17 protein-coding genes are annotated in these 24702 nt (G+C 46.3%); 13 read left to right on the top strand and 4 right to left on the bottom strand.

Translation table 11 applies throughout. From position 1 onward, the window contains the following. Positions 1 to 29: 29 nt before the first annotated feature. Positions 30 to 764, bottom strand: coding sequence for a hypothetical protein (locus PQG66_RS12295; RefSeq protein WP_272037950.1), 735 nt, complete (start codon positions 762 to 764; stop codon positions 30 to 32). A 1604-nt stretch (positions 765 to 2368) separates the two neighbouring features. Between PQG66_RS12295 and PQG66_RS12290 the strand changes: the two genes are divergently transcribed. Both PQG66_RS12290 and PQG66_RS12285 read left to right on the top strand, forming a co-directional pair. Then, positions 2369 to 3406, top strand: a complete 1038-nt coding sequence (locus PQG66_RS12290) for an ROK family protein (protein ID WP_272037949.1) — start codon at positions 2369 to 2371, stop codon at positions 3404 to 3406. A 328-nt stretch (positions 3407 to 3734) separates the two neighbouring features. Next, positions 3735 to 4934 carry an MFS transporter gene (locus tag PQG66_RS12285; RefSeq protein WP_272038156.1) on the top strand — a complete coding sequence of 400 codons (1200 nt, stop codon included), beginning with the start codon at positions 3735 to 3737 and terminating at the stop codon, positions 4932 to 4934. Between the two features lie 132 nt (positions 4935 to 5066). Here the strand turns inward: PQG66_RS12285 and PQG66_RS12280 are convergent, their stop codons facing one another. Then, positions 5067 to 5660 (bottom strand): DedA family protein, encoded by a 594-nt coding sequence (locus PQG66_RS12280; protein WP_272037948.1) that lies wholly within the window; start codon positions 5658 to 5660, stop codon positions 5067 to 5069. A gap of 382 nt (positions 5661 to 6042) precedes the next feature. Between PQG66_RS12280 and PQG66_RS12275 the strand changes: the two genes are divergently transcribed. Further along, positions 6043 to 9354, top strand: a complete 3312-nt coding sequence (locus PQG66_RS12275) for a GNAT family N-acetyltransferase (protein WP_272037947.1) — start codon at positions 6043 to 6045, stop codon at positions 9352 to 9354. After that, positions 9341 to 10219 (top strand): amidohydrolase family protein, encoded by an 879-nt coding sequence (locus PQG66_RS12270; protein WP_272037946.1) that lies wholly within the window; start codon positions 9341 to 9343, stop codon positions 10217 to 10219. Before PQG66_RS12275 ends, PQG66_RS12270 begins: the two co-directional genes overlap by 14 nt. 207 nt (positions 10220 to 10426) lie before the next feature. Here PQG66_RS12270 and PQG66_RS12265 read toward each other — a convergent pair whose 3' ends face one another. Beyond that, positions 10427 to 10837, bottom strand: a complete 411-nt coding sequence (locus tag PQG66_RS12265; protein WP_272037945.1) for a hypothetical protein — start codon at positions 10835 to 10837, stop codon at positions 10427 to 10429. A 253-nt stretch (positions 10838 to 11090) separates the two neighbouring features. On the opposite strand from PQG66_RS12265, the gene PQG66_RS12260 reads away from it, so the two are divergent. Further along, a complete protein-coding gene (locus tag PQG66_RS12260) occupies positions 11091 to 13148 on the top strand; it encodes a methyl-accepting chemotaxis protein (RefSeq protein ID WP_272037944.1) in 2058 nt (685 codons plus the stop codon). Between the two features lie 135 nt (positions 13149 to 13283). Here PQG66_RS12260 and PQG66_RS12255 read toward each other — a convergent pair whose 3' ends face one another. Next, positions 13284 to 13646, bottom strand: coding sequence for an iron-sulfur cluster biosynthesis family protein (locus PQG66_RS12255; RefSeq protein ID WP_272037943.1), 363 nt, complete (start codon positions 13644 to 13646; stop codon positions 13284 to 13286). A 108-nt stretch (positions 13647 to 13754) separates the two neighbouring features. Here PQG66_RS12255 and PQG66_RS12250 point away from each other — a divergent pair, with 108 nt between their 5' ends. The 8 genes from PQG66_RS12250 (at position 13755) to PQG66_RS12215 (ending at position 24627) form a co-directional block, all read left to right on the top strand. Continuing rightward, positions 13755 to 14627, top strand: coding sequence for a metallophosphoesterase family protein (locus PQG66_RS12250; protein ID WP_272037942.1), 873 nt, complete (start codon positions 13755 to 13757; stop codon positions 14625 to 14627). Between the two features lie 85 nt (positions 14628 to 14712). Continuing rightward, entirely contained in the window at positions 14713 to 15741 is a 1029-nt protein-coding gene (locus PQG66_RS12245) for a LacI family DNA-binding transcriptional regulator (protein WP_272037941.1), read from the top strand. Between the two features lie 188 nt (positions 15742 to 15929). Continuing rightward, the gene (locus PQG66_RS12240; protein ID WP_272037940.1) at positions 15930 to 18869 is read left to right on the top strand and encodes a beta-galactosidase; all 2940 of its coding nucleotides are present in this window, start codon (positions 15930 to 15932) and stop codon (positions 18867 to 18869) included. A 467-nt stretch (positions 18870 to 19336) separates the two neighbouring features. Then, positions 19337 to 20674, top strand: a complete 1338-nt coding sequence (locus tag PQG66_RS12235) for a glycoside hydrolase family 43 protein (RefSeq protein ID WP_272037939.1) — start codon at positions 19337 to 19339, stop codon at positions 20672 to 20674. Between the two features lie 49 nt (positions 20675 to 20723). After that, complete coding sequence (locus PQG66_RS12230; protein ID WP_272037938.1) at positions 20724 to 22568, top strand: RICIN domain-containing protein; 1845 nt, start codon at positions 20724 to 20726, stop codon at positions 22566 to 22568. 215 nt (positions 22569 to 22783) lie between these two features. Continuing rightward, positions 22784 to 23341 (top strand): GNAT family N-acetyltransferase, encoded by a 558-nt coding sequence (locus PQG66_RS12225; RefSeq protein WP_272037937.1) that lies wholly within the window; start codon positions 22784 to 22786, stop codon positions 23339 to 23341. 117 nt (positions 23342 to 23458) lie between these two features. After that, complete coding sequence (locus PQG66_RS12220) at positions 23459 to 24214, top strand: exodeoxyribonuclease III (protein ID WP_272037936.1); 756 nt, start codon at positions 23459 to 23461, stop codon at positions 24212 to 24214. Between the two features lie 263 nt (positions 24215 to 24477). Then, on the top strand, positions 24478 to 24627 hold the full coding sequence (locus tag PQG66_RS12215) for a hypothetical protein (RefSeq protein WP_272037935.1): 150 nt from the start codon (positions 24478 to 24480) through the stop codon (positions 24625 to 24627). Positions 24628 to 24702: the final 75 nt, after the last annotated feature.

Below are 24702 nucleotides of genomic sequence, written 5' to 3'. Positions count from 1 at the left end.
GATGTTCCAAAGATTTTACCTCTAGTTGTTTACGAAGGAATAAGGATATCGATCGGCACCAGTCTGGATGAAGCCATTTTCTCTCTTTGACTACGTTCGACAACTGTATTATTCCTAGGTGTTGGATACATTACATTATCTTCAGCTAAACTATGTGAAGGTGTGATGGTAGTTGTCGTTCCATTCTCATTTTGAATTAGTGTAGTAATGTCTGGACCTGTCGGGTCACTATTATCTTGCCCAGGTACCGTACCGAAAAAGATATGGCCCAGTTCATGTGCTAGCAAGCTTAAGTTTGAAGAGTTGTTTGCATTTTCAGTTACGATGATATGTTGGTATTCAGAACCAGGACCACCTACATTGCTCCATGCACATCCAACGGTCGAACTCCGTTCAAAAGTATTGAAGGGAACATACCATACCGTGATTAAATCTTTGTAGAAGCGGGTAGAGTCGCTTACTCTCCGGCTTGCCATCAATTGTCGAGCACGTCTATCCAAGAAATCACTACTGCAAGTTAAATCAGATTGCTGAAGGTTGATGACATCTGCTTGTTGCTGCGTGAGTTGGACGGCTCGTGTTGGAATAATGGGGAAGTTCCAGATTTGTCTAGCGCGCGATACATCTGACTGAAATCTATCTGTTCCATCAGGTTTAGTGGTGGATACCCCAGGGAAGTAGTATGCCATTATCCCTATAAAGGAGAAGATACTTGCACCTTCAGGAGGGTAGCCTTCTTGTGTCGGTTTAAAGACCGTATCCATACCGTTCATTGCCGAAGGCGAACATTGACATTTAGATTTCGGGAGATTAAAATACTTTAATTTCTTTGGATACCAAGGCATGTTTTTGCAATAATTTAAAGGAGTAGAACTACAATTATGATATCTCAATTTTTTAGGATACCAAGGCATCGTTTTGTAATTATTTGACGGTGCGCATTTACATTCTTTATGTGCTTTTTTAGTTTTATTATAAGACTTTCTACAAGTGTACAATTAAGTCACCCCTTCCGCTTCTATACTTCCTAGGATAGTTATATACCTAGAAGCTCTTATAGGTGAGTGAATGTGCACTATTTCCGCTTCTGCCTAATCAATTTGGGTAAAAATATTTGTAAGACAAGGAAGAGTGTCTGGACGAAGAGAGTTGGTGCAAAAAAGATCACTTTAAATTGAAGTAGTCTTTGCGCCTATTTTCCTATTCAAAGGGTTTGGATCAATGAGATCATCGCCTCTGGTGTGAGAATTTTTTAAGTGCATTTGAGGTGAAAAACAGCTATGAGAAATTGAAACGTAACAGGTATTGTATTGTCTGTGATTTATTGTGTTTTCCTCAGATGCACCGATAGCCTATTGGATAGAAAAACATACCTCTAAAGAAGTTAGGCGAAGTGATTTTTATGCGACTTTAACCATTGAGAAAGACCCACTATTATAAATATCATGATAATACAGATGTTATTATTATGTTTCGACAATGCAGATTTGCCAACCTTATAGTTGTGGTCCAGTCGGAAGAGTATATCTAATAACTCATCAAACAGGAAGACGATTGCGTCAACTAACTGGTTACATGTAACAAACTCATCCTAGACGTCATGGAACAGGATTTGAACCGCAAGTTATTTGAACTCAGGCTGGAAAAGAGCATCTTGGCCCACCACATGAGCCAGTCTACATAAGGTTTAAACAGAAAGGGACAGCATAGGATCATTCCTAATGATCTTATGCTGTCCTTGTATCTATTCATCCATTCCCTCTTCAACATACAAACGAAAGGAGGTACAAAACAACAATTTAGAAGTGTTTCTAAAAGTCCGTCCCAGATGATTGTTTTATTTTAGGAATAAACAATGGACTAATCATTGTTCTTTGTTGTATTGATTTTATTTTCTAAGTTAGAAACTCTTTTTGAGAGCCCTAGCATTTTACGAGATACATAATAAATTCCGAATAATATTGAGATAAGACATATAGTTAAAATGATAAATTCGGGCCAATAAAACCAACTCATAAAACCACCTCCTTGACATTTAAACGAAATTCTATCATTTAGTACTAATTGTGTAAAATATAATATGGTGTTAAAGCTTACTCTAATAGAAAAGAGGTAACACCATTTGTGATTGTAGGTCTAATTTTTCTATCATTACCATTAAACAGAGTTTAATAATATTAAGTGTTATATTGTTTAGTTATTTTCTCTTTCTTTTATAGCTCAATCTCGTTAGTAATAAGCATTGACTTTTCCATAAATTGCCCATAAACTTCAATTATTAAAATACTTTTAAAAACTACCTTCCAATACTTTTTCGAATACGCGATCTCTCTTACACAACCAAACGAAAGGAGGTACACAACCAACGATGTTACCCACATCCTACAACACCCAGCAGGTCAAACGCATTAACGTTGAACTGGTGAAAAACACACTCCGATCCATGGGTATAGGCACGAAGGCATCCATAGCCAATCTGACGAAACTCAGTGTGGCAACATGCGGCACGATTCTGAACGAATTGCTCCAGACGGGGGAGATTATCGATCTGGGCCCGGATGAGTCGAGTGGGGGCAGACCGGCGAGTCGGTATCAGTTTAATGCGGAATACGCGAGTGTGCTATGTCTGATTATTCGTACAGAAGGCGGTATCCATTCGATTACGCATACATATGCCAACCTGAACGGAGAGATGGCAGAAGAACAGACTGTAATTTTGGATGAAATTAATGTTACGGTAGTGGAGGAACTCATTGCTGAGCTGATCGAACAACACCACAATGTGCAGGCGATTGGAATCGGTATACCGGGTGTGGCAGACAATGGTGTCATTGGCATTTGTGACGTACCAGAGTTAATGCATCATCCACTGGGTCCAAGACTCAAAGCGCAATATGAAGACATTGAAGTCGTAATCGGCAACGATATGAATCTGACGGTTTATGGACTGTACAATGAGCAGCAGTTTGAGGAAGAGAAGAATTTTGCGGTGGTAACGTTCCCTGAAAACCATTATCCGGGAGCCGGCTTTATTATTGATGGTCGGCCACTCACCGGGAATACGAAATTTGGGGGCGAGGTTTCCTTTCTACCGTTCGGCGTCTCACGGGAAGAGCAGCTGCGTATGTTGAAAACGAAAGAAGGATTGCAGGAACTCGTCATCCAGACGCTGGTCTCCATCATTGCAATCATCAACCCAGCGGCCATTGTCGTCACAGGCGACACGATGGACCCCGCGATGCGGAATGACCTGTTACAAGGCTGTCTGGACCGCCATATCCCACAAGAGCATATGCCTGAACTGATGATTTGCCGTGACACCCGGCGTGAATATGTTACCGGACTGGTAGCAGTGACACTGGAAAGCCTGACCTACCGAATTCAGGTGGTTGAAAAGCAGTGGTAAAAGACTTTTAATCAGAATGATGATCTCATATCGGATTAATGAATTGTAATAACTCTTTTATATAAGTGAACTATTTCATTAAACAGGTAACGGAGAGGACAGAAAAAACCTGGAGAAACGGAGTGGTCGCCTTTATCACCGGATTTTCCCTTTGCAGAAGGGAATTCAAAAAATCTGGGGATAACAGCGATCGGAAGGTTCTTCTGTCATCGGAGTGTTCGAGTTAATGACCCTTGTTTCAACTTATATAGACACAATGGAGGAACTAACTTTGAATCAGCAAGCAGGTACACAAGGGAACAAACGAAAGTTCAACAAGCTGTACGCCATGCAGCTGGCAACCATCTTTCTAGGATTTATTGTATTTGGTATATCGGAAAATATTAAAGGCCCGGCTATTCCACGTATTCAGTTTGACTTCAATCTGGACGAGAAACAGCTCGGGACGTTATTGTCCCTGAACGCGTTAGGATATCTGATCGCTTGTTCGTTCACGGCTATCTTGGTCCGCAAATGGGGCATCAAGGCGGTCAGCATCATTTCATTTGCATCCATGATCCTCTCAGGTGTGTTTATTTATGTGTCTCATTCCTATCCGCTTTTTGCATCATCTTACTTCTTCATGTACATCGGTAACGGGATGCTGGAGATTGCGTTAGCGATTCTCGGGGCACGGATTTTTGTGAAAAATACAGGTACGATGATGAACCTGTCCCATTTCTTCTATGGACTCAGTTCAACGGTGGCGCCATTGCTGGCGACAGGGGTGATGTCGCTCACGGTATTTGGATATCAACTGGACTGGCGCGGTATGTACCTGGTTATGTTGTCGCTCTGCCTGCTGCCGATCATTGCGGCACTGCGTAGTACATTTCCGGGGGATGATCTTCCGCATGAAGATCGAACCTCGCTCAAGACGTTAACACGTGATCCAGCCCTGTGGCTGATGGTGCTTATTCTTTCTTTTGGCGTAGTATCCGAACTGGCGGTTGGGGGCTGGCTCGTGAACTTCCTGGAGAAAGCCTACACGTGGGACACGGTCAAAGCTTCTGGCTTATTGTCAGCATTTTTCCTTACATTCTCGCTCGGACGTTTGTTGCTTGGGCCGTTGACGGATCGGATCGGATTCGTACTTTCGTTGATCGTGTTCTCGGCTTTCTCGGCGGTATGTACCTTTGTGGCACTTGCAGGTGGAGAAAGTCTGGCGATTTTCTTTGCGATATCGGGTGCAGGAATTGCGATGATCTATCCAACCGTAATGGCATTTATCGCTCGCAGATATCCGAACGGCAGTGACACGGCGATTACGTTCACGGTGACGCTCATGGGAGTCGGCAGTGTCATCGGTAACTATGTGATCGGGTGGATTATTGAAGGCGTGAAAAACATGTACGGTGCCACCACTCAGCTCGGTCTGCTGCGCGGACTTCAAGCGGGGTATGGATTCATTGGTTTATGTGCGGTGATCTGTGCAGCGTCTGGTGTAGTGTTATATGTGTATCTGAAAAGAAGACGGGAACTGATCTAGGATTCCGGTAATCCGTTCTTCAACAGATGAAGAGATTGTTTCGATCCCAACTTCTCATATCTCCGAAACGAAACAAAAGCCCTGCCGATCCTCACGATCGTCGGGGCTTTTCATCTCTCACTTCTCTTACTTCTAAACGGTTCTTTTTTTCCAACGTTTCAACAGCATGTACATACCAAATCCAATCAGGAAGATCATGCCTGCCGGGATCACATACGGTTTAACAACTTCACCGACTTCTTCCCATTGTGCCCCCAGTTTGTAACCGAGGTAGACGTATATGGATGTGATCGGAAGCATGGCTAGAAACGTAAAGATGCTGAATTTGAACACGTTCATCTTCGCCATACCACATGGAATGGAGATGACGGTTCGAATGCCCGGCACAAAGCGTCCGTAGAACGCGACCCCACTGCCGTATTTTTCGAAAAATTTATCGGAAGCTTCCACATGGTGTGGGCGAATTAAAAAGTATTTACCAAATTTCTCGACCATCGGTCTGCCGCCGTAACGCCCCAGTGCATATAGTGTCAGAGGGCCAAACGTTCCGCCTACCGTTCCTGCGAGAATAGCCAGCCATAGTTTCATATCGCCCAGGTACACCCAATAACCTGCCATAGGCAGAACGAGTTCAGCAGGGACAAATTCGAAGGATAAGGCAATCACAAGGCCCCCGTACGACAAATCTTTAAAGAAAAGTATAAATTGCGTGATCCACTCCGTCATGCTTTCCCTCCACAAATCTATCTGTTTTTGATATAAATAAAATCTTCTCTATCCAGAGTACCAAGTACGAATAGAGCTTGTCAAAACTTACAGAATAGTTAATTAGCGTGTTACCACTCGATATGTTACCCCATACATAACCTTGAGAGCCACTTGATTGATACGGATCAACAGGGTCTAAGGTTTCTTTTTTTACCTACAATTGTTCTTGAGTCGGTATGAATCTATGGAAAAGAAAACTCTGATTATGTTTCCAAATATAGTATGATAAAACTATCACTAGTCTACTACATAAAAACTGGATACTTGCTACAGCGATCAGATGAAGACCTGTGAGTGTTCATGAAGACCATCCTATACATATAGAGAAGGAGAGCAGAACATGAGTGTACAATCCAGCACGAATCAGATTCGTATTGTGGAATACGATGCTTCTTACGCCGCCAGCCTGGCAGATATGTGGAACCGTAGCAATGAGAGCTGGGGAGGAGGGACAAGTCAGAGAACGGAGGCGACGATTCGCCAAGAGATGGAGAACACCTCCAATCTGCACGTATTTCTGGCTGTTCATGATGAAGAGGTTGTCGGTTTTTGCAGCTTTGCTCACTATCGTTTTGACGAAAATGCACTATATGTTCCGCTACTTAACGTACGCCCGGATTACCACGGTTATAAGATTGGCCGCAATCTGATTCTAAAAGCTGTGGAGAAAACGGTGGAGGCGGGATGGCCGCGCCTGGATCTGTTCACTTGGGCAGGGAATACCAAGGCGGTGCCGATGTACAAGAAATGTGGATTCTTTTGGGAGAAAAAGGATGAAAGTGTGCACCTCATGAATTTCATTCCGACTGTTTTACAAACGGAGGCACTTGCCTCTTATTTCGAAACGTTGGATTGGTATGCCGACAGCACCCGTGAGCTTGTGATTGAGCCGGATGGACGTGAGGAGAACGGGTTTGATTTCTTTGATTATACATGGGAAAAAGAAGATATATCCCTTCGGGCAACTTTTGAAAAAACAGGCCGCGGCTTGGCCGCTCTCGAAACGCCGGATTACGAAATCCACACCGAAGTCGACCACCATGGTCTGGTGTTTGGTTCCAGTTATCCCGTGCGTTATCATATCCAAAATAAATCGGCTTCCGATCTTGAAATCAAGATCGAAGGGCAGGATGACAAAAATATCCGATTCGCGCTGAATACCGTGCATACGGTTCAACCTGGCGAATCGATCACGGTGGAGGGAGAATTTCACCTCGATCCGGTGACAGAGGAACAGGACAAGAGCAAAACGCATCCGGTCGTTCGCAGCGCCTGGCTTATAGGCGGTAAGAAAGCTCAGTTCCAGCTCGGCATTGCTCCAAAATTTCCAGCCAAGATCACACCTGTGTTACCCGTGAAGGAGCTGTATCCGGGTATCCCGGCAGAGCTGATCCTGAACGTGGAAAACAATGTAGATGTCGAAACAGAGTTTTGTATGGAACTTCCGGCAGGAGAGATTCTGGAATGGACGGAGCGTACGCTACGCTTTACGTTGCCAGCGAAGGGCAAACGAGCTGTACCTGTTCCGTTTACACTGCATACGTATGGCATATACGCACAAGATGTGGAGATTACCGCTGTTCCGGCGGGGAGATCCGAGGTTCTTTTTACAAAAAAACTCTCTGTGCTGATGAAGGGAATAGAAGGACGATATGGTGGAGAGGTGAACGGTCAATGGATCGCGGTCAACGGTGGTTACTCCCTCCATATGAACAAACATGATAATGTGATGTGGATTGAATATCCGGGATCACGTCACTCCTTCTGGTGGACTTATCCGAAGCTTGGAAAACCATACTCGGACGAGCTGTCCAAGAAAGAACCGAAGGAAGTAAAAATTTATGCTGAGGGGAACCATCAGGTTTTTGAGGCCATCTATGAATTGGCAAATTTCCCGGGGCTCCTGCTCAAGACGATTGTTAAGCTGTCTGCCAGCGGAATTGCTGTTTTCTCTCATGAAGTTGAGAATACAAGTGACACCACATGGGAAGAAGAACTCTTCCTGATGAATAACTTTGGGTTCTACGGCAACGGGCTTATTCTCCCATACCAAGGTCGTTTTGTGGATATGGGGGATGACTACGCAGGTGATCCAAACCACTGGGATAGTGGACAGATTACGGAGAACTGGTTGTTCTGCCAAGAAGAGTACGGGACGTGTGGTATCTATTGGGACCCTTCGTTGAAGCTCATTAAGCCGGAATATACACTGGGGTTACAGCATGAGCTTGGATGCTTGGAGGCAGGAGGAGTGGCACGTACGAAGGACACGGTGTTTGCGCTCAATACGTTTGCGAAGTGGTCCGACTTCCGTGCATATGCCCGTAAACAGCCGAGTACAACGATTCCTATGCTGGACAGCCATCTAGATGTGACGCTGAATGGGGGGAATCTTTTTGCTCCCGATGAGCTTCAGGTTGAATTAGCCGAACATAAGCTTGTGCCGCTTGCCGGTACATGGGAACTGCACTTACAGCAAGGCGGTACACCAGAGATGAAGGCGCGTACGATGGAATTTGACGCGGCAGAGCATCTGGACTCGGCCATGCTGAAGGTTTCGCCTAAGGACTCCGCAACTGCGACCGAACTAGAGAACGTAGAGGGAACGACATCGGAAATAACAGGGGAACCGATACAAAACGAAGTAGCGAATCGCCCTGATAAACAACAGTCCTCCTCTGCTGACCACCCTGATCCTCTCGCACTTCACGACCGTCATGAGAACATTACCGGCTGGAAAATACGTAGCGTATATAGGGGAGAGGATCGAATTCAGGAAAGAACCGCGCTCTGGTTCCCTCAGACAAGATCAGAAGTGCAGCAAGTGATTGAAGAGGGAGCAGCAGAGTCGAGAATGCTATACACCGTGAATAATGGCGTGTTATCTATCTCAGCCGATCCGTCATTCGTCGGTGTTGTACACTCTCTTCGAGTTCAGGGAGAGGAGTGGCTGGACAGCTCGTATCCTGAGCCTTCACCTCGATCGTGGTGGAATCCTTGGTACGGCGGAATGTTTGTCGATATTCCCGGAATGAACGGATTCAGTCGCCAACTGGAGCACACCAGTATATCCTGGTCGGAGCAAAAGGATCAATTCGGCAATGTGTGGAAAGGCATGCGGGTGACCACATGCATCGACAAGCATGAAGCGAATCGGGGAATGACAGTTCACCAGCATTATCTGATGTTACCCGGTGTTCCTGTGCTGTGTACCTTGCTTGCTGTAACCAACAAAAGTGGTCATGTACGGACGAATTATACACTTACCGAAGGGCGTTTCTTCAAACCATCGGATCAGTATACAGAGGGCTGGATTGAGCAACCGAGCGAGGATCGATTCCCGCTGGGCAAGGTAGACATCGGTCTGTCTGTCCGGGACCTTTTCCGAATAGGGTCCGTTTCACGTCAAAACATGCTGCATGCGGTGAACCGTTATCCGGATCAGAATGCTTGGGCGTTTGCCAACAATCTGGTGACGGGGCATAACGTATCCCATGTGCTTACGATAAAAGACGGGGAGACCGTCTGGTCACAGCCGACTTATCTTGTCCTGGGACGCTTTACGCTTAATTCGGCGGATATACATGAGCTGTTGAAACTGAAATTTGTAACGACAACTACCACAGAGGAGGCCGCCAATGCCCATCATTGATATTCATATTCATCTATCAGATATTGACAGCTTTCACCGTACCGCCATTGACCTGTCCAAAGTAGACTACAGCGCAGCTGGTCTCAAGGCGGAATTTGACCGAAATGATGTCATCCTTGGCATAGGTATGGGCGTAAGCGAGCAGACGAAGGGGGCATTCCCGGACTCCAGTTCGCCTAACCCGATGGGGCTGGATCTGGAAGAGCAGGTTCCATCGTTTCTGATGGAATGTGTAGGCATTAATCCGAATCGGCTTGAAGGCAAGCAGGCTCAGGAGGAGTTGGACCGGATCGAGGCGAGACTGCAATCCCCTGAAGTCGCGGGAATCAAGCTGTATGCCGGATACTATCATCACTATGTGTATGACCGAATCTACACTCCAGTCTATGAACTGGCGGCAAAATACAATCTACCTGTGGTTATCCATACGGGAGATACCTACTCGATGAACGGGCTGCTCAAATATTCGCATCCACTGACGGTGGACGAGCTAGCCTTGCAACAGCGCGGCGTTAACTTCATGATCTGCCATCTCGGTGATCCCTGGGTGATGGATGCGGCTGAGGTGGTGGCGAAGAATCCTAACGTGTATGCGGATCTATCAGGGCTTGTCGTCGGAGATCGCCCGCACTTCGAACGCTTTATGAACGAACCGCTGTTCATGGATCATTTTCGCAGGGCTTTGGTCTATTCCGATCATTATGAGAAAATGCTGTTTGGCACGGACTGGCCGCTGGCACCTATTGATCTATACGCTGATTTTGTTCGCAGGCTCGTGCCGGAGCAACATCATGAGAACGTGTTTTACGAGAATGCCCTTGGCCTATTCCCGCGCATAAGACAGCGAATTACGGAGCTTGGTTAATGGTTAACCAAGGATTGAAGCAGTGAGAATCAGCTCTGATTGATCTTATGGAACGCTGACACGTATGTTCAACTATTCTCAGTTTGTTATAAATATTCTTACAAAAAGATCCTGCCGCTTTTGTTGGCAGGATCTTTCGTTGTTTATACAAGCTGGCGAGCTTGCAAGATATAGTCTCGATCTCATTGTCCAGTGAGTATATCCAATCTATAATTGAAGGTCCTTTTGCGAGTAATCTCGGGAAGGTCCTTCTTGTTTCAGATACATTTTGCTGGGCTTGTGGAGCAGCAGTGTGAGCAGCATGAACAGGTTCAGCAGGACGAGTGCATTGGGAATAAACACAATCATGAAGAACAGCGTCACGCACATAAACGTAATCGTCATCTTATAGCTTGGCCCTGAGATATACATGAGCGTCAAGAGTGGGGGTGCCAGAGTAAAAATTATTCGAAGTGCTATATTAGCGTAATAGGCAATCTGATCAAATAGTGGATACGCGGGGTAATCTGGACTTTTACTGATGATCTCCGGAATCAGGAATATGATGGAGAATCCAATGAGAATAGATTGCAATCCAAGAAGCGCACGGATGACATTTAATAAAGTGGGCATTTTCATGTTGAATAATCGTTCCTTTCTTCAAACAACAGGTTATCCTACCATTTTACAATTCAGATGTTATATTTTGTATTAACCAAAAGTCCGGTTTTACTAAGCATATGAAAAGGCTTTTGACCTACTTTTTTCCGCATAATCCAAAATTATTTTTTTGCAAGCGCTCTTTTAACTCGAAAAACAATTTGGGAAATCCGATATTTAAAATATCAAATATTAATGGGTTCAACCCAAAGAGGATGGATGGTGGCAGTACATGTTTGCAAAAACAGGGCAGCGTCTAAGAAACATGTCTTATCGGCTCAAATTACCCTTAATGATCAGTCTTCTCGTGTGTGTCGTATTGACTGTAACGGCTCTGCTGTGTTACAAGGTGGCTGAAGGGATCACCCAGGATAAAAGTGAAGATGAGATTCGTGCGAATTCGGATCGAATTGGAGCAGGGTTATTCACTGCCCTCCACCTATCAGAACAGTCCGCATTCCTGATGACCAAGCACAAGGCCTTCGAAGACTTGCTGGCCATTCGCAGGTTGAATGAAACGGAGGACGCAAACGTATTTTTTGATAAAAATAAGGATCTTGTCCAAGAGGCCAATGATATATTAGCCCAAAGCCTTGAAGGCATAGAGGGTGCAGTTGTTATGATGCTGATTGATCGGAATGGTACGGTGGTTGCTGCGAACGATCCAGAAACAGTGGGAGGCGATCGAGCGGACCGAGCTTATTTCCAAGAAGCGATCAAAGGACGTCCGGTTATCAGTGAAGGGATTATATCGAAGTCCCTGGGTACTCTTGGCACTGTGTTTGCTTCTCCGATATATGATGAGAACAAACAAGTGAATGGGATCCTGATCGCCACAATATCCACCTCATTTTTTGTGAACCAATTACAGGACGTCAAGATTAATGACGAAGGTAAAGTGATTGTTTTGGACCGAGTGGGTAAAGTGATGTATCATTCGGCAGATCCAGATGTAATAGGAAAAGAGCTGGAATCAGGGGAGTATCAGTCACTGATCGATCTGGCCCCAAGTGATACATTACAGCAGGGGGACCTGAACAATGAAGAGAAAGTCGTATTTTATTCCAAAATACCGGTGTCCGATTGGACCATTATCGTAGAGGATTCTTATAAAGATGTGGATAAGCCACTAACCAGCATGGCGAATAAGATGTATATCGTACTTTTCTGTTCTCTTGCCTTTTCAATCATCGTTGGAATTCTGCTCTCACGGGTGATCACCAAACCTGTTACATCCATTACCGCACTGTTTAAACAGCTGGCGGAAGGCGATCTGACGGTACAAGCGAAAGAGAAATACAGTGGTGAATTCAAAGAAATGGCGGACAGCTTCAACACCATGGCCGAGGGGAACAGACAGCTGATCTCGAGCATGAATGGATCGATTGCTGTTCTGAATACAAGTACGGCAGAGCTGGATCAATCTGCGCAGCAGACATCGACATCGATTACCGAAACAACCGCGACAGCGCTTGAAATATCTCGTGCAATGGAATCACAAGCGAATGATACGGAGGCCATTGTAGATAAATTTATGAACGTCGGCAGCAAAATCGCCAGCGTGAATGAGATGTCTCAGTCTGTCATGACTCAGGCAGATGAAATCACGGAAGCTTTTCACAATAACCATGAAGTCATCGATGCGCTTATTGCTGTTAATGATCGGAACGAAGCAGAGGTTCATAACATCTCCAAGATAACGGTTCAACTCGCAGAGAGTTCATCGGGGATTCAACAGATCACCAGCACGATTACCGAGATTGCGAATCAAACTAAATTACTTGCGCTGAATGCATCGATTGAGGCAGCGAGAGCCGGGGAGCAGGGACGGGGCTTTGCTGTGGTAGCTTCCGAGATCCGCAAGCTGGCAGAACAGACTACTGCGCAATCGGAAGATATTAACCGGATCGTGATGCAGACGATTGGACATGTAGAGCAAAATAATCAGAGTGTGCAGGCCATCGAAGCGATTGCGGAACAGCATAAGAGCAGTGTTACTCAAACCAAAGAGACCTTTAATTTTGTTACCCGCAATATGCAAAACATGATGAACCAGGTACAAGCCATCGCTGCGGAGATTGAGTCCATTGAACGCGACAAAGACGATGTGCTCGGTGCAGCGCAGAACTTGTCGGCTTCAGGAGAAGAAGTATCCGCATCCATCGAGGAAGTTACCGCGACCATGGAGGAGCAGTCCGGCATGACCAAACATCTGGCAGAACTGGTGCAGACGATTGATGCGTTGACCAGACAGCTGGCAGAGGAATCAGCCAAGTTCAAAACGAGTTAAGAAGCATTGAATGAAGGAGAACCAACTTTGAAAATGTAATTCTCTATCATTAAAACACGTAAACCTCCTATCTAGTACAGTAGATTAGGAGGTTTTTAATGTTTTTTTCCTACACAGCATACAAAGGCAAAGTGACTACTTAACAGACCACTCCTTAGACTCAGATGTTACATTGGCTGCTTCCCGGAGATCATGTACCTTTATATTGCTTCCGTAGATCATCGAATTACTGCTCAGACGGAACGAAGGGAAGTTATTTTCGGATTGCAGACGTAAACAGGGCTCAAAGTAAATCTGCTGCTGCTTATTAATTACAAACGGAAGTGAACCTGCCTCAATAGACACGTCATCACTGTCTCGTTCATTTAAGATCAGAAGTACCGTAATTCCGTCACAACCGCAACCATCGGTATCATAAAACAACTTGAACAAGCCCGGCTGGTCGCCCAGTTGTTCAACCAGTCTTGCTTCTGCCTGCGGACTCACTTGAATGATCATGGCGTCGTCACACTCCTTTGTTTCCCAATGAATTCGCTTACAATTTAATATATGGACCACAATTGCCGATTAGAAGGTAAAATAAGATAAAGGAAAGGGGAGATGAATTTGAAAATACGATTACTGCACAATGAACCTATTGAACATTATACGTATTTGAATTCGATTCCTGGCGGTGAGGTCATTGAAGCTCAGCTTCCGATCTACCATGGAACATTAAGTGGTTTCCCAGAAGGCATAGATGCACTGATTGTCACTTCAGATTTGCAGGGAATTATACCTGTAACGGAGATGGAGTTGGGTGCCTCATCTGACACGGATTCTACGGACAAGCTGTTAGGTGAAATGCTGCCTGCCTATATTCGCCTGCTGATGGAGGTGGAATGGCCTGAGCTTGATCCGCAGAAGACGGGGGTGCTGTTATGTGGAGATATGTATGCCCTGCGCGGGAAAAGGGGAGCGAGTGGCAATCCGGTTCCCGTCTGGCTTGCCTTCAGGGCAGCCTTCGGCTGGGTTGCCGGCGTTCACGGCAACCATGATGTAACCGATGATGCAGACGCTCATCGGTTACACAACAGCGAGGGCATCCATTGCATGGATGGCCCAGCTGCCATCATTAGCGCTGGCCCCCCAACGGGTGGCCTTGCGCCCCATGCCGCCAAGGCGCGACAGCTGCGCATCGCGGGCCTTGGCGGCATCATCGGCAGGCCGGACAAGCCGAACCGGCTGCCGGCAGAGCCCTATCTGCAATCCGTACGTAAGCTGCTGAAGCAGCAGCCGGATTGCTTGCTTTTGCACCAAAGCCCGGGCATCGCCGAGCTTGGGCTTGTGGGTGAACCGCTCATCCGGCAGGCCTTGGAGGCCGGGCCGGAGAAGCTTGTGTTCAGCGGGCATACCCATTGGGATACGCCCTTGGTTCAACTGAGCAACGGCACACAAGTGGTGAATGCCGACAGCAAGTTGTTTATTTTCACGCGCTAAGCCGCTTGTAGAATGAAATGCATTTCATTCGAGATATCTTATCTGGTATGATAAGCAGGTAAATAGAGAAAAGGAAGGTCCTTCTATGACATCGATCACCATATATGATATTGCGAAAGAAGCAAACGTATCTGTGTCGACCGTCTCCCGGGTGTTGAACGACACGGCGCCTGTTCGTGCCAGCACACGAGAGAAGATTATGTCGATTATCGAGAAACATCAGTTCCAGCTGAATGCGCAGGCGCGCAGTCTGATCAAGAAAGAGACAGGCACCATTGCCATCATTTTACCCGACATCACCAATCCCTTCTTCCCGGAAGTGTTCTGGGGTGCAGAGAATGAAGCTCGCGGGCTTGGCTATACTTTTTTCCTCTGCAACACCGCGGGGGATAATAGCAGGGAATCGGAATATCTGTCCATTTTGCGAGAGAAGCGGGTGGATGGGATCATCTTTCTCGGCGGACGCATTAACTTGCAGGTCTGTCCAGATAACATGGCACAAGAATTGATCGATATGAGTAAGCATATGCCGATTGTGCTAGTCAATGGTAACATTGCAAAGAGTGGACTCCACCGGGTATACACCGATGAGGGAGTTGGAGCTGCTATGGCAGCAGAGCATCTGCTTGAGCTTGGGCATCGGGAGATTGCTTTTATAGGAGGCATGAAGGAATCTTCTACAACCACGGTTAAAGTTAAAGCGGTGCAGAAGAAACTTCGGGAGTATGGGATTGAAATACCGAAAGAACGTCAGTTGTTAGGCGGTTTCTCCATCGACGACGGCAAGCGGGAGATGTCTAAACTGCTGGAAGTGGCCAATCCGCCAACCGCAGTTATTTGTGTGAACGACAATAATGCAATCGGTGCGATCAAATCCACTATAGAGCGTGGATTATCGATCCCGAAAGACATTTCGATTATTGGATTCGATGATACACCCCTTGCAAGTGCCGTTATCCCTGAGTTGACAACGATATCCCAGAATACGTATCAATTGGGCAAACAGGCTGTCGATGTACTGCATGAGTTGATTAACCAAGGCAAACCGAAGAAGCAGAATATATTGCAACCGAGGTTGATTCTCCGCCAGAGTACAGGACCTGCTGTTCGGTAGAGTGGGTCTGTATTTCAAAATTAAAGCGTTGACATTCCCTTGTGGCGTGAAATATAATGAGGGCGTCAATGGGACCCTTTTCATCATCATGGAATGGGTTTTATATTTGTACATAATGAAACCGATTTCATGAAATGGGTTTCAAAAGAACGGTTTCCATCAATTCAAAAAGAAGGAGGGGGATTACGTTGATTGAACAGACGTCCCTTTCGATACATGATCAAGAAAATAATAGCAACAGCGGTGTGAGAAAAAGTCAGCCTGAACTGACGTATGATGCACGAAGCTTCTATTTGAATGGTGAACGTATCTTTTTGAACAGTGCGACTATTCATTATTTCCGTATGCCGAAAGAGGATTGGCGTGACGTTCTAATGAAAGCGAAGCTGGCAGGCATGAACTGCATTGATACCTATTTTGCATGGAACGTACACGAACCTGAGGAGGGACAATGGTCCTTCGAGGGGGATAATGATTGTGGCGCATTCCTTGATCTGTGTGCAGAGCTGGGCATGTGGGTCATTGCACGTCCGGGTCCATTTATTTGCGCAGAGTGGGATTTTGGCGGGTTTCCGTACTGGCTAGGTACGAAGGATGGCGTGAAATTTCGTGAAAATAACGAAACGTACCTCCATTATGTTCATCTATATTTTGACCAGATCATCCCGATTATTCGCAAGCGTCAGTTATCTGCTGGAGGAACAGTGATCTTGGTTCAGGTCGAGAATGAGTACGGATATCTGATGGATGATGAGGCGGCAAGCGCACATATGAACACACTGAGGGATGGGATATTGGAACGAGGGATAGACGTTCCGCTTATCACTTGTGTAGGTGGAGCAGAAGGCACCATCGAGGGAGCGAACTTCTGGTCGGGTGCCGATGAACATTACGCCAAATTGCGGGCGAAACAGCCGGACACACCAAAGATCGTTACTGAATTTTGGACCGGCTGGTTTGAACATTGGGGAGGGCCTTCCGCCATCCAGAAGACCGCATCGCTGCTAGATAGAAGAATTATGGAGATTCTGCGCGCGGGGTATACCGGGATCAGTTATTACATGTTCTATGGCGGAACTAATTTTGGAGGATATGGCGGGAGAACGCTGGGCAGTAGTGATATTTTTATGATTACATCTTACGATTACGATGCCCCGCTCAGTGAATATGGACGGGTTACGCCCAAATATGCAGTGACCAAAAACCTTTCTTATTTTGTGCGTGCATTTGCATCAGTACTGATGGAGTCCGAGAACATTGCTGATGAACAGATTCAGGTTCGGCATCCGATTGGCATCTCCGTGCGTGGAAGGCAGGCAGGGCAGGAGAAGGTCTGGTTCGTGGAGAGTCACAAGGATGAACGTGAGACGGTGAATATTACGCTTGAAGAAGGTCGTACATTACCAGTGTCCATTCATCCAGGTCAGATTGTGCCAGTGCTGGATCGTGTGCTCATTGCGGATCAGGTGTACCTGACTGCAGGAGCTCTAATCACCGGTAATGAAGAGATTAATGGAGAACTGACGTTGTTCGTCACAGCAGATCGAGGACAACGCTCCGTGATTGAACTGGAACTGGGAGCGAAACAGGCATCGGACGCAGGAGATTTAATTCTGAAAGATAGCACGGTGCAAGTTCTGGTTGAGCAGGATGCAACGAGGAATGCTTACCGCTTTGACCTGTTTCATTTTCAGGAACCGGGTATGATGCGTATTGAAGCCAACGGTACCTCCATTCGATTCGTCATTCTGGATCGGGACACGATGAATCGTACATGGCGTGTGGAATCGTCAGATCGCCAGAACTTGCGCTACGCCATCGGTTTTGATGATGTAGATGTCACCGCATCCGGGCAAGTGAAGGGCATGATCGCTGATCCAGATCGTACGATAATGTTGTTAGGCGATTGGCAAGATGGCGAACAGACACGGACAGGTCGTGAGTTTTGCATTCAAGAAGTGGAGACACAGCCTGAATCGATATCTGCTGCGGATAAAGACCGCCCGTCCGTCTTGGCGAATGCTGTTGCTCCGATGGTTCCGGTGGCACCGGTGCTGTCCGGTATTCCTGATTACTCACGTGTTACATTAACGGCACAGCAACGCTCTGCGAGCGGGCAACCGATGGATTTTTCGGAATACGGTCAAGACTTTGGCTATCTATTGTATGAATGTGATTTTGATAGTGCAGAGAATGGAACAACGAACCTCATTCTGCCGAATATCCAGGATACCGCCAGAATTATGGTGAACGGTACTCAGCAAGCGCTAGTGCGTCAGGTTGGTGCAGCAGCGGTTCCGATTCAGGTGTTTCAGGGGCAGAATACATTGCAGATTCTTGTGCAGCACATGGGTAGGCTGAACTTTTCTCCGTATCTTGGGGAACGCAAGGGTGTGGCAGGAGCCGTGTTCCTCGGTGGTCAAACACAAGATATTCGCCGTGATTGGCAGATGGAGACAGGAACTGTGCATCTGAATGAGGTGAACTCGTTACCGGTAGGAATGATGCTCCGTCGAAACTTTGTGCTGGGAGATATGGATGGGGCGGTACTTACAGGTGCTCTGAGCAAAGGCATACGTATTAACGGCACCGAAATTCCGATGCCTGCCTATCGGGACTGGTTTGCGTTTCAGACACTGGACTTGTCCAGCTATGTGAAGCCGGGAGTCGTGAATACATTAGAAATGCCATATAGTCAGTCACCGCTGAATCGACTGGAGCTGATTACTTATCAGAATGAGCATCAGCTTCAGGATTGGCGAATGGCAGGTACGGATGCATTGCTTCCTGTGTCATGGGAATCGTTTGATCCGGCGGAACGTTCCGCTTCATATGGTCAGCCCGTCTGGTACCGCTGGCGTTTTGCGCAGCCTGTCACAGACGAATGCCATAAAGTAAACCTCATGATTCGACTGACAGGCATGAGTAAGGGCACGATTCATGTGAACGGTCACCATCTGGGGCGGTATTGGCAGATTGGACCGCAGGAGGACTACAAAATTCCGGTTGCGTGGCTGAAGGAAGAGAATGAATTGCTTATTTTTGACGAAGAAGGAAGAACACCGGAACGGGTACGGCTGATGCTGGATGAGATGTCACGTTATCCGTGGGTCATGGTTGGGAAATAGAAATATTAAAAATATGATTCGATAATGAATGGCAGTAGTATGTAACGGATAACAAAGAGTATCGCAGAAATATCAGGAATATTACAATGAATATCCCTCATTCTTATATGTGCCACAATTACAGGAGAGCTGGATCTGCATGACGAATCTTGTACTTAAACGGTTCTATATGAGAATGAGGGAATTGTTTTTATGTTGAAAGGAAAGCGACACATGTGAGCTTATATCGTCTTATCAATAGCGGTAAGGAAAATTCCAAACGAAAAATGTAAACGCATACATATGGATGGATATTCATAAAGGAGGTGGTGTTTCATGTAAATGGGACAGATATCATCTGTAAGGTGCTGCTTGGCTAAAGACGAATGTTAGCATCAGTGTTCAATCGCAAATGTTTATCAGGAACGCTGTTCAATCAGTCAGAAGACAGTCCAATATGATCTTATGCAGGATAAGGAGCTGAGTTCATGTTAACGAAAAGGAAAGGTATGAAAGAGCAGTGGGGGAGATATAAAGCTGTACTCCTACTTACGATAGGACTGATGATGATATTCACTGTTGCGTTCCCTAATCCAGTCAGAGCAACAACCAGTGTGTATACGATGACAGCCTTTACGAACATAAGTGAGTCTAACATGTATATCTACGAGTCATATGACGCGACACACTATGGTCTGCTGAAAGGTCCGGCGTATACTCCACCTGCGTCTGATCTGATCCGCGATCCCAGCATCATGAAACACACCGATGGCTTGTATTATGTGGTATATACCACCAACTGGTCAGGGCATACGATTGGTATCGCATCCAGCCCAGACAAGATCAATTGGACGTTTGTCCGCAACATCACACTGTCTACCTCAACCCCCATCGCGCATACCTGGGCACCGGAATGGTTCAAAGACACGAATGGCAGTGTGAACATCATCGTTTCACTCTCCCCAGGCAATTATGAAAACTTCAAACCACATGTCATAACCGCATCAAATGGCAATTTGGCATCCACATCATGGTCAGCACCTGAGGTGCTTACAGGTCTTGCGGCCAATTACATCGATACCTTTGTAGTGAAGACAGGCTCAACCTATCATGCATTTACGAAGAACGAAACGACTAAATACATTGAATATGCCACCTCCAACTCTCTAAAAGGACCATATACATTCAAAGGCACAGGAAACTGGGCTGGCTGGGGTTCATGGGTAGAAGGGCCGGCGCTCATCCAACTGGATAACGGTTCTTGGAGGATGTATTTCGATGGGTATGCAGACCACAAATATTATTACAGCGATTCGTCGGATAACTTCCAGAGCTGGAGTGGTAAAAAGGAAATTACGGGTCTGTCCGGTATGGTTCGCCATATGACCGTACTGAAGGAGACAGGACAACCGGGGGATATTCGAAAGCTTGAATCTTTTAACTTCCCGGGCAGCTTCATTCGCCACTATAACTATCAGGCTCGTATCGATGCCAGCGTGAGTCCGGCAGAGGATGCTCAATTTCGAGTCGTTCCTGGCTTAGCCAATGGTATGGGCATCTCGTTTGAGGCGATGAATTATCCCGGTTATTTCCTGCGCAATAATAATGGCAATATGATGCTGGTGAAAAATGACGGTAGTGCAGCATTCCGCAATGATGCGACATTCAAACGAGTAAATGGACTGGCTAATGCAAGCTGGACTTCTTACTCTCTATTTAACAATCCGAACCTGTATTTGCGGCATTACGATCAAGTGCTGCGGCTAGAACCGGTGGTTACGGCTCTCGATCGATCCGATGCGACCTTTCGAGAGATTGCTCCGTAACATCCACATGCCTGGTGACTTATCTAAAATCAGATAAGGAGTGAAGTGTATGAAATGGTTACAACGAATGAGTGCGGTGCTGCTGAGCGGAACGCTACTGGCTGGAAGCTTGTTTTCAGGGTCCGAAGTGTCGGCTGCGGGAGTTTATACGGCAATCGCTGATCCGTCAAAACAGTATCAGACTGTTGAAGGCTGGGGCACATCGCTGGCTTGGTGGGGAAAGGTCGTTGGTGAATATTCAAATCGGGATGAGTATGTCGAGAAAATGTTTAATCGATCGACAGGAATTGGCATGAATATTCTGAGATATAACATCGGTGGCGGGGATGATCCGTCGTCCAACGTTCTTGAATATCGCAAAGCAGTTCCCGGGTTTCAACCTTCTCCAGGTGTATACGACTGGACTGCCGACGCGAACCAACGTTACATTTTACAAGCTGCCAAGGCGCAGGGAGTCAACATTATTGAAGCTTTTGCTAACTCGGCACCTTACTGGATGACGATCAGTGGCAGCGTCTCGGGTGCAGCGAATGGCGAGAATAACCTCAAACCGGACTACTACGATGATTTTGCCGATTATTTGACCGAGGTTGTGAAGCATTTCCGGGATCACTGGGGCATTACATTTGATACGGTGACACCACTGAATGAACCGATCTCGAATTGGTGGAAGCTAGGTAATGATCAGGAGGGAATGCACTTTGGCAGAGCGGAGCAGAATGCGATATTAAGTCAGGTTCAGGCATCTCTGAATGCCAAAGGGCTGACCACCAAGCTGAGTGCACCGGAAGAAAATAATCTGGATGATACCAACACCTCTTTTAAGAGTTACAGTACTACTGTGCAGGCAGCGATCAGCCAGATTAATACCCATACGTATAACGGCAATAACCGAACGGCATTACGTAATACGGCAGCTTCTGCTGGTAAACCCCTATGGGCATCTGAATACGGAGACGGGGATGCAAGTGGACTTACGATGTCACGAACAATCCTAAAGGACATGCGCAATATGGGGGCTACGGCTTGGGTATACTGGCAGGCTGTAGATAGCGCGGAAGGCTGGGGATTTTTCAAGAACGTACTGAACAATACCAAAACGAGCAGTTACACTGTAAATCAGAAATATTATGTGATGGGCAATTACAGTAAATTTATCCGCCCAGGCTATAAGATCATTGGTATGAGTGATGCAAATACCCTTGCAGCATATGATGCAGCATCTGGTAAAGTTGTACTGGTCACGACAAACTCGGAATCTACGGATACAACCGTAACCTATGATTTGAGCCGCTTCTCGAGTGTAGGCTCTTCTGTTCAGGTCTATCGAACTTCCGGAGCGGAACAATTACAACAACTCACCAACCTACCAATTCAAAACAAAACATTCACAGCGACGGCTAAAGCAAACTCAGTAACCACGTATGTCATCTCTGGCGCGTCCTATCGTGGCAGTACAGGGTATGAAGCAGGGACGATTTACAAGCTTGTGAATCGCAATAGCGGGCTTGTATTGGATGTGAATGGGGCTTCGTCTGCTGGAGGAGCGACCATTATTCAGTGGAATGATAACGGAGCAGCTAATCAACAATGGAAGCTGGAGCCTGTTGGTAACGGATATTACAATATTCGAAATGTAGGCAGCGGACTGCTACTTGATGTCAACTCAGGCTCCACACAGGGCGGTGCAGCACTGATTCAGTGGCAGGCTAACGGAGGGTACAACCAGCAGTGGTTACCTATTGATGTGGGCGGATATGTGGTACTGGCGAATCGCAACAGCGGACTCACCGTCGATATCAATCAAGGATCGATGAGTGCAGGCGCTTCTACGATTCAGTGGGAGGATAACGGCGGAGCGAATCAGCAGTGGAGTCTGGTTAAGGTGAATTAAAATGAATGTTCTCTCCGTAGTTGCATGATATACGGAGAACAGCCTGCTCACAGCAGGCTGTTCTTCATTCAAAGGATATAAGCTAGATTAGCCCTGTATTGTTCCTTTGTGTGCTTGGTATTTAATGGGTGAGCGTAGTAAAATAACACGGGAACCTATTCCGCACTTGTAGATTCAACTTCTATACATATTGATAGAGATAAGGAGAACGACGGATGAGTACATCATTTCAGTTTGACACATTTCCTCAACTACATACGGATCGTTTCATTCTTCGCGCGGCAACAGACAGAGACAGCGGGGATCTGCTGGCCCTGTATTCGGATGCGACAGTTGTAGAATATATACCTTTCACTCCTTTTGAATCCGAACAGGATGCACTGGATGAGATGAGCTGGTATAAGAAGATTTTTAAGGAACAAACGGGTCTACGCTGGATGATCGAAGATAAGGAATCGCATCGAGTAATTGGAACGTGTGGATATCTGGGATATGAAGAACAACATCACCGGGCAGAGATCGGATATGATCTGCTCTCATCATACTGGGGGAAGGGTGTGATGACAGAGGTTGCCCGGGCGGTACTGGAGTTTGGATTCAACCAGATGCAATTGAACAAAATTGAAGCGAAAGTGGACCCGAGTAATGAGGCGTCCATTCGTTTACTACATAAGCTGGGCTTTCAGAAGGAAGGCTTGCTGCGACAGCATGAGTTTGAGAAGGGCAGATACATTGATCTGGCTGTCTTCTCCAAGCTGCAAAGTGATACCTGAGAGAGTTCTTCATTTTCAACCCCATGTTGATGGTACCTATCCCCGTCCCCACATCGCGATGTCTTGTCCCGTGAATTGGGCTCATGGTATATTGGATCGATGTGAGGAGATGAGAATATGAAGCTGGTGTCCTGGAATGTGAACGGACTTCGAGCGTGTGTGAATAAAGGATTTATGGATTACTATCGTCAAAGTGATGCCGATATTTTCTGTCTTCAGGAGACGAAGCTACAGGCGGGGCAGATTGAGATGGATTTGGGGGAAGAAGTCTACCAGTATTGGAATTATGCGATCAAAAAAGGATACTCTGGTACAGCTGTATTCAGCCGCATCCAACCGTTATCGGTTCGTTATGGTATGGAAGAGGACAGTGAACCGGAAGGTCGAATGATCACGCTGGAATATGACGCCTTTTATCTGATCAATGTATATACGCCCAATGCGAAACGAGACTTGACCCGTTTGCCATATCGTCTGGAGTGGGAAGATCGCTTTCGCTCTTATGTTCTACAGTTGGAGCAGATAAAACCTGTCATCATCTGTGGAGATTTGAATGTGGCACACCAGGAGATTGACTTGAAAAATCCTAAGCCGAATATGGGGAACTCCGGATTTACGGATGAGGAGCGGGGCAAGATGACTGACCTGCTCGCATCAGGGTATGTGGACAGCTTCCGTCACCTGCATCCAGATCAAACGGATGTGTACAGTTGGTGGTCGTATATGCCTAAGGTTAGAGAGCGGAACATAGGCTGGCGTATTGATTATTTTCTCGTGTCCAATCAGCTTGCACCACGTGTGACCGATGCCTATATTGACTGTCATGTATTGGGTAGTGATCATTGTCCCATCGGAGTCAAGTTGGATCTTTAAATGTAAGTAACAACGGGATCACCGTCTGTTTACCTCCAAAAGAGGGGAGCAGACGGTTTTTTTACGTATGGTTTGATGTCAGAGGCAAGGGAGGAAACTAGACTATAGTTGGGGAAGGGACTGGACTCTGGATTGTTTCAATCCCTCCCTTTCTTGGGTACCATTGAAACATACATATATCGTTGAATGGGATGAGTCTCTGAATCAGCTCGTATTCCATTCGTAAAGGTCGAACAACATGTACAACGAAGGAGGAGGGGCGAATGAAAAAAATCAGAGTCATTACCCGATTCCTATCCGTATTTGTTGTCAGCTGCCTGTTATCGTTGACCGTGTTATCGGTATCCGTTCTCTGGATTAAACATTCTGTAAGTGCTGTGCCCGTTATCCAACAGACCGTAGAACTCGACTAATCATAAGAGGGATGTTCATGCTTCATTCAGAAGCATAATTCTGATGTGAGAGTGTCGCTTGTGGATAAATCCAAC

Origin of the sequence: Paenibacillus sp. JJ-100, assembly GCF_948329825.1 — a bacterium.
In the GTDB taxonomy this organism is placed as follows: domain Bacteria; phylum Bacillota; class Bacilli; order Paenibacillales; family Paenibacillaceae; genus Paenibacillus.
Note: the sequence above shows the minus strand (reverse complement) of the source record. Positions and strands in the feature narration are given on the sequence as shown.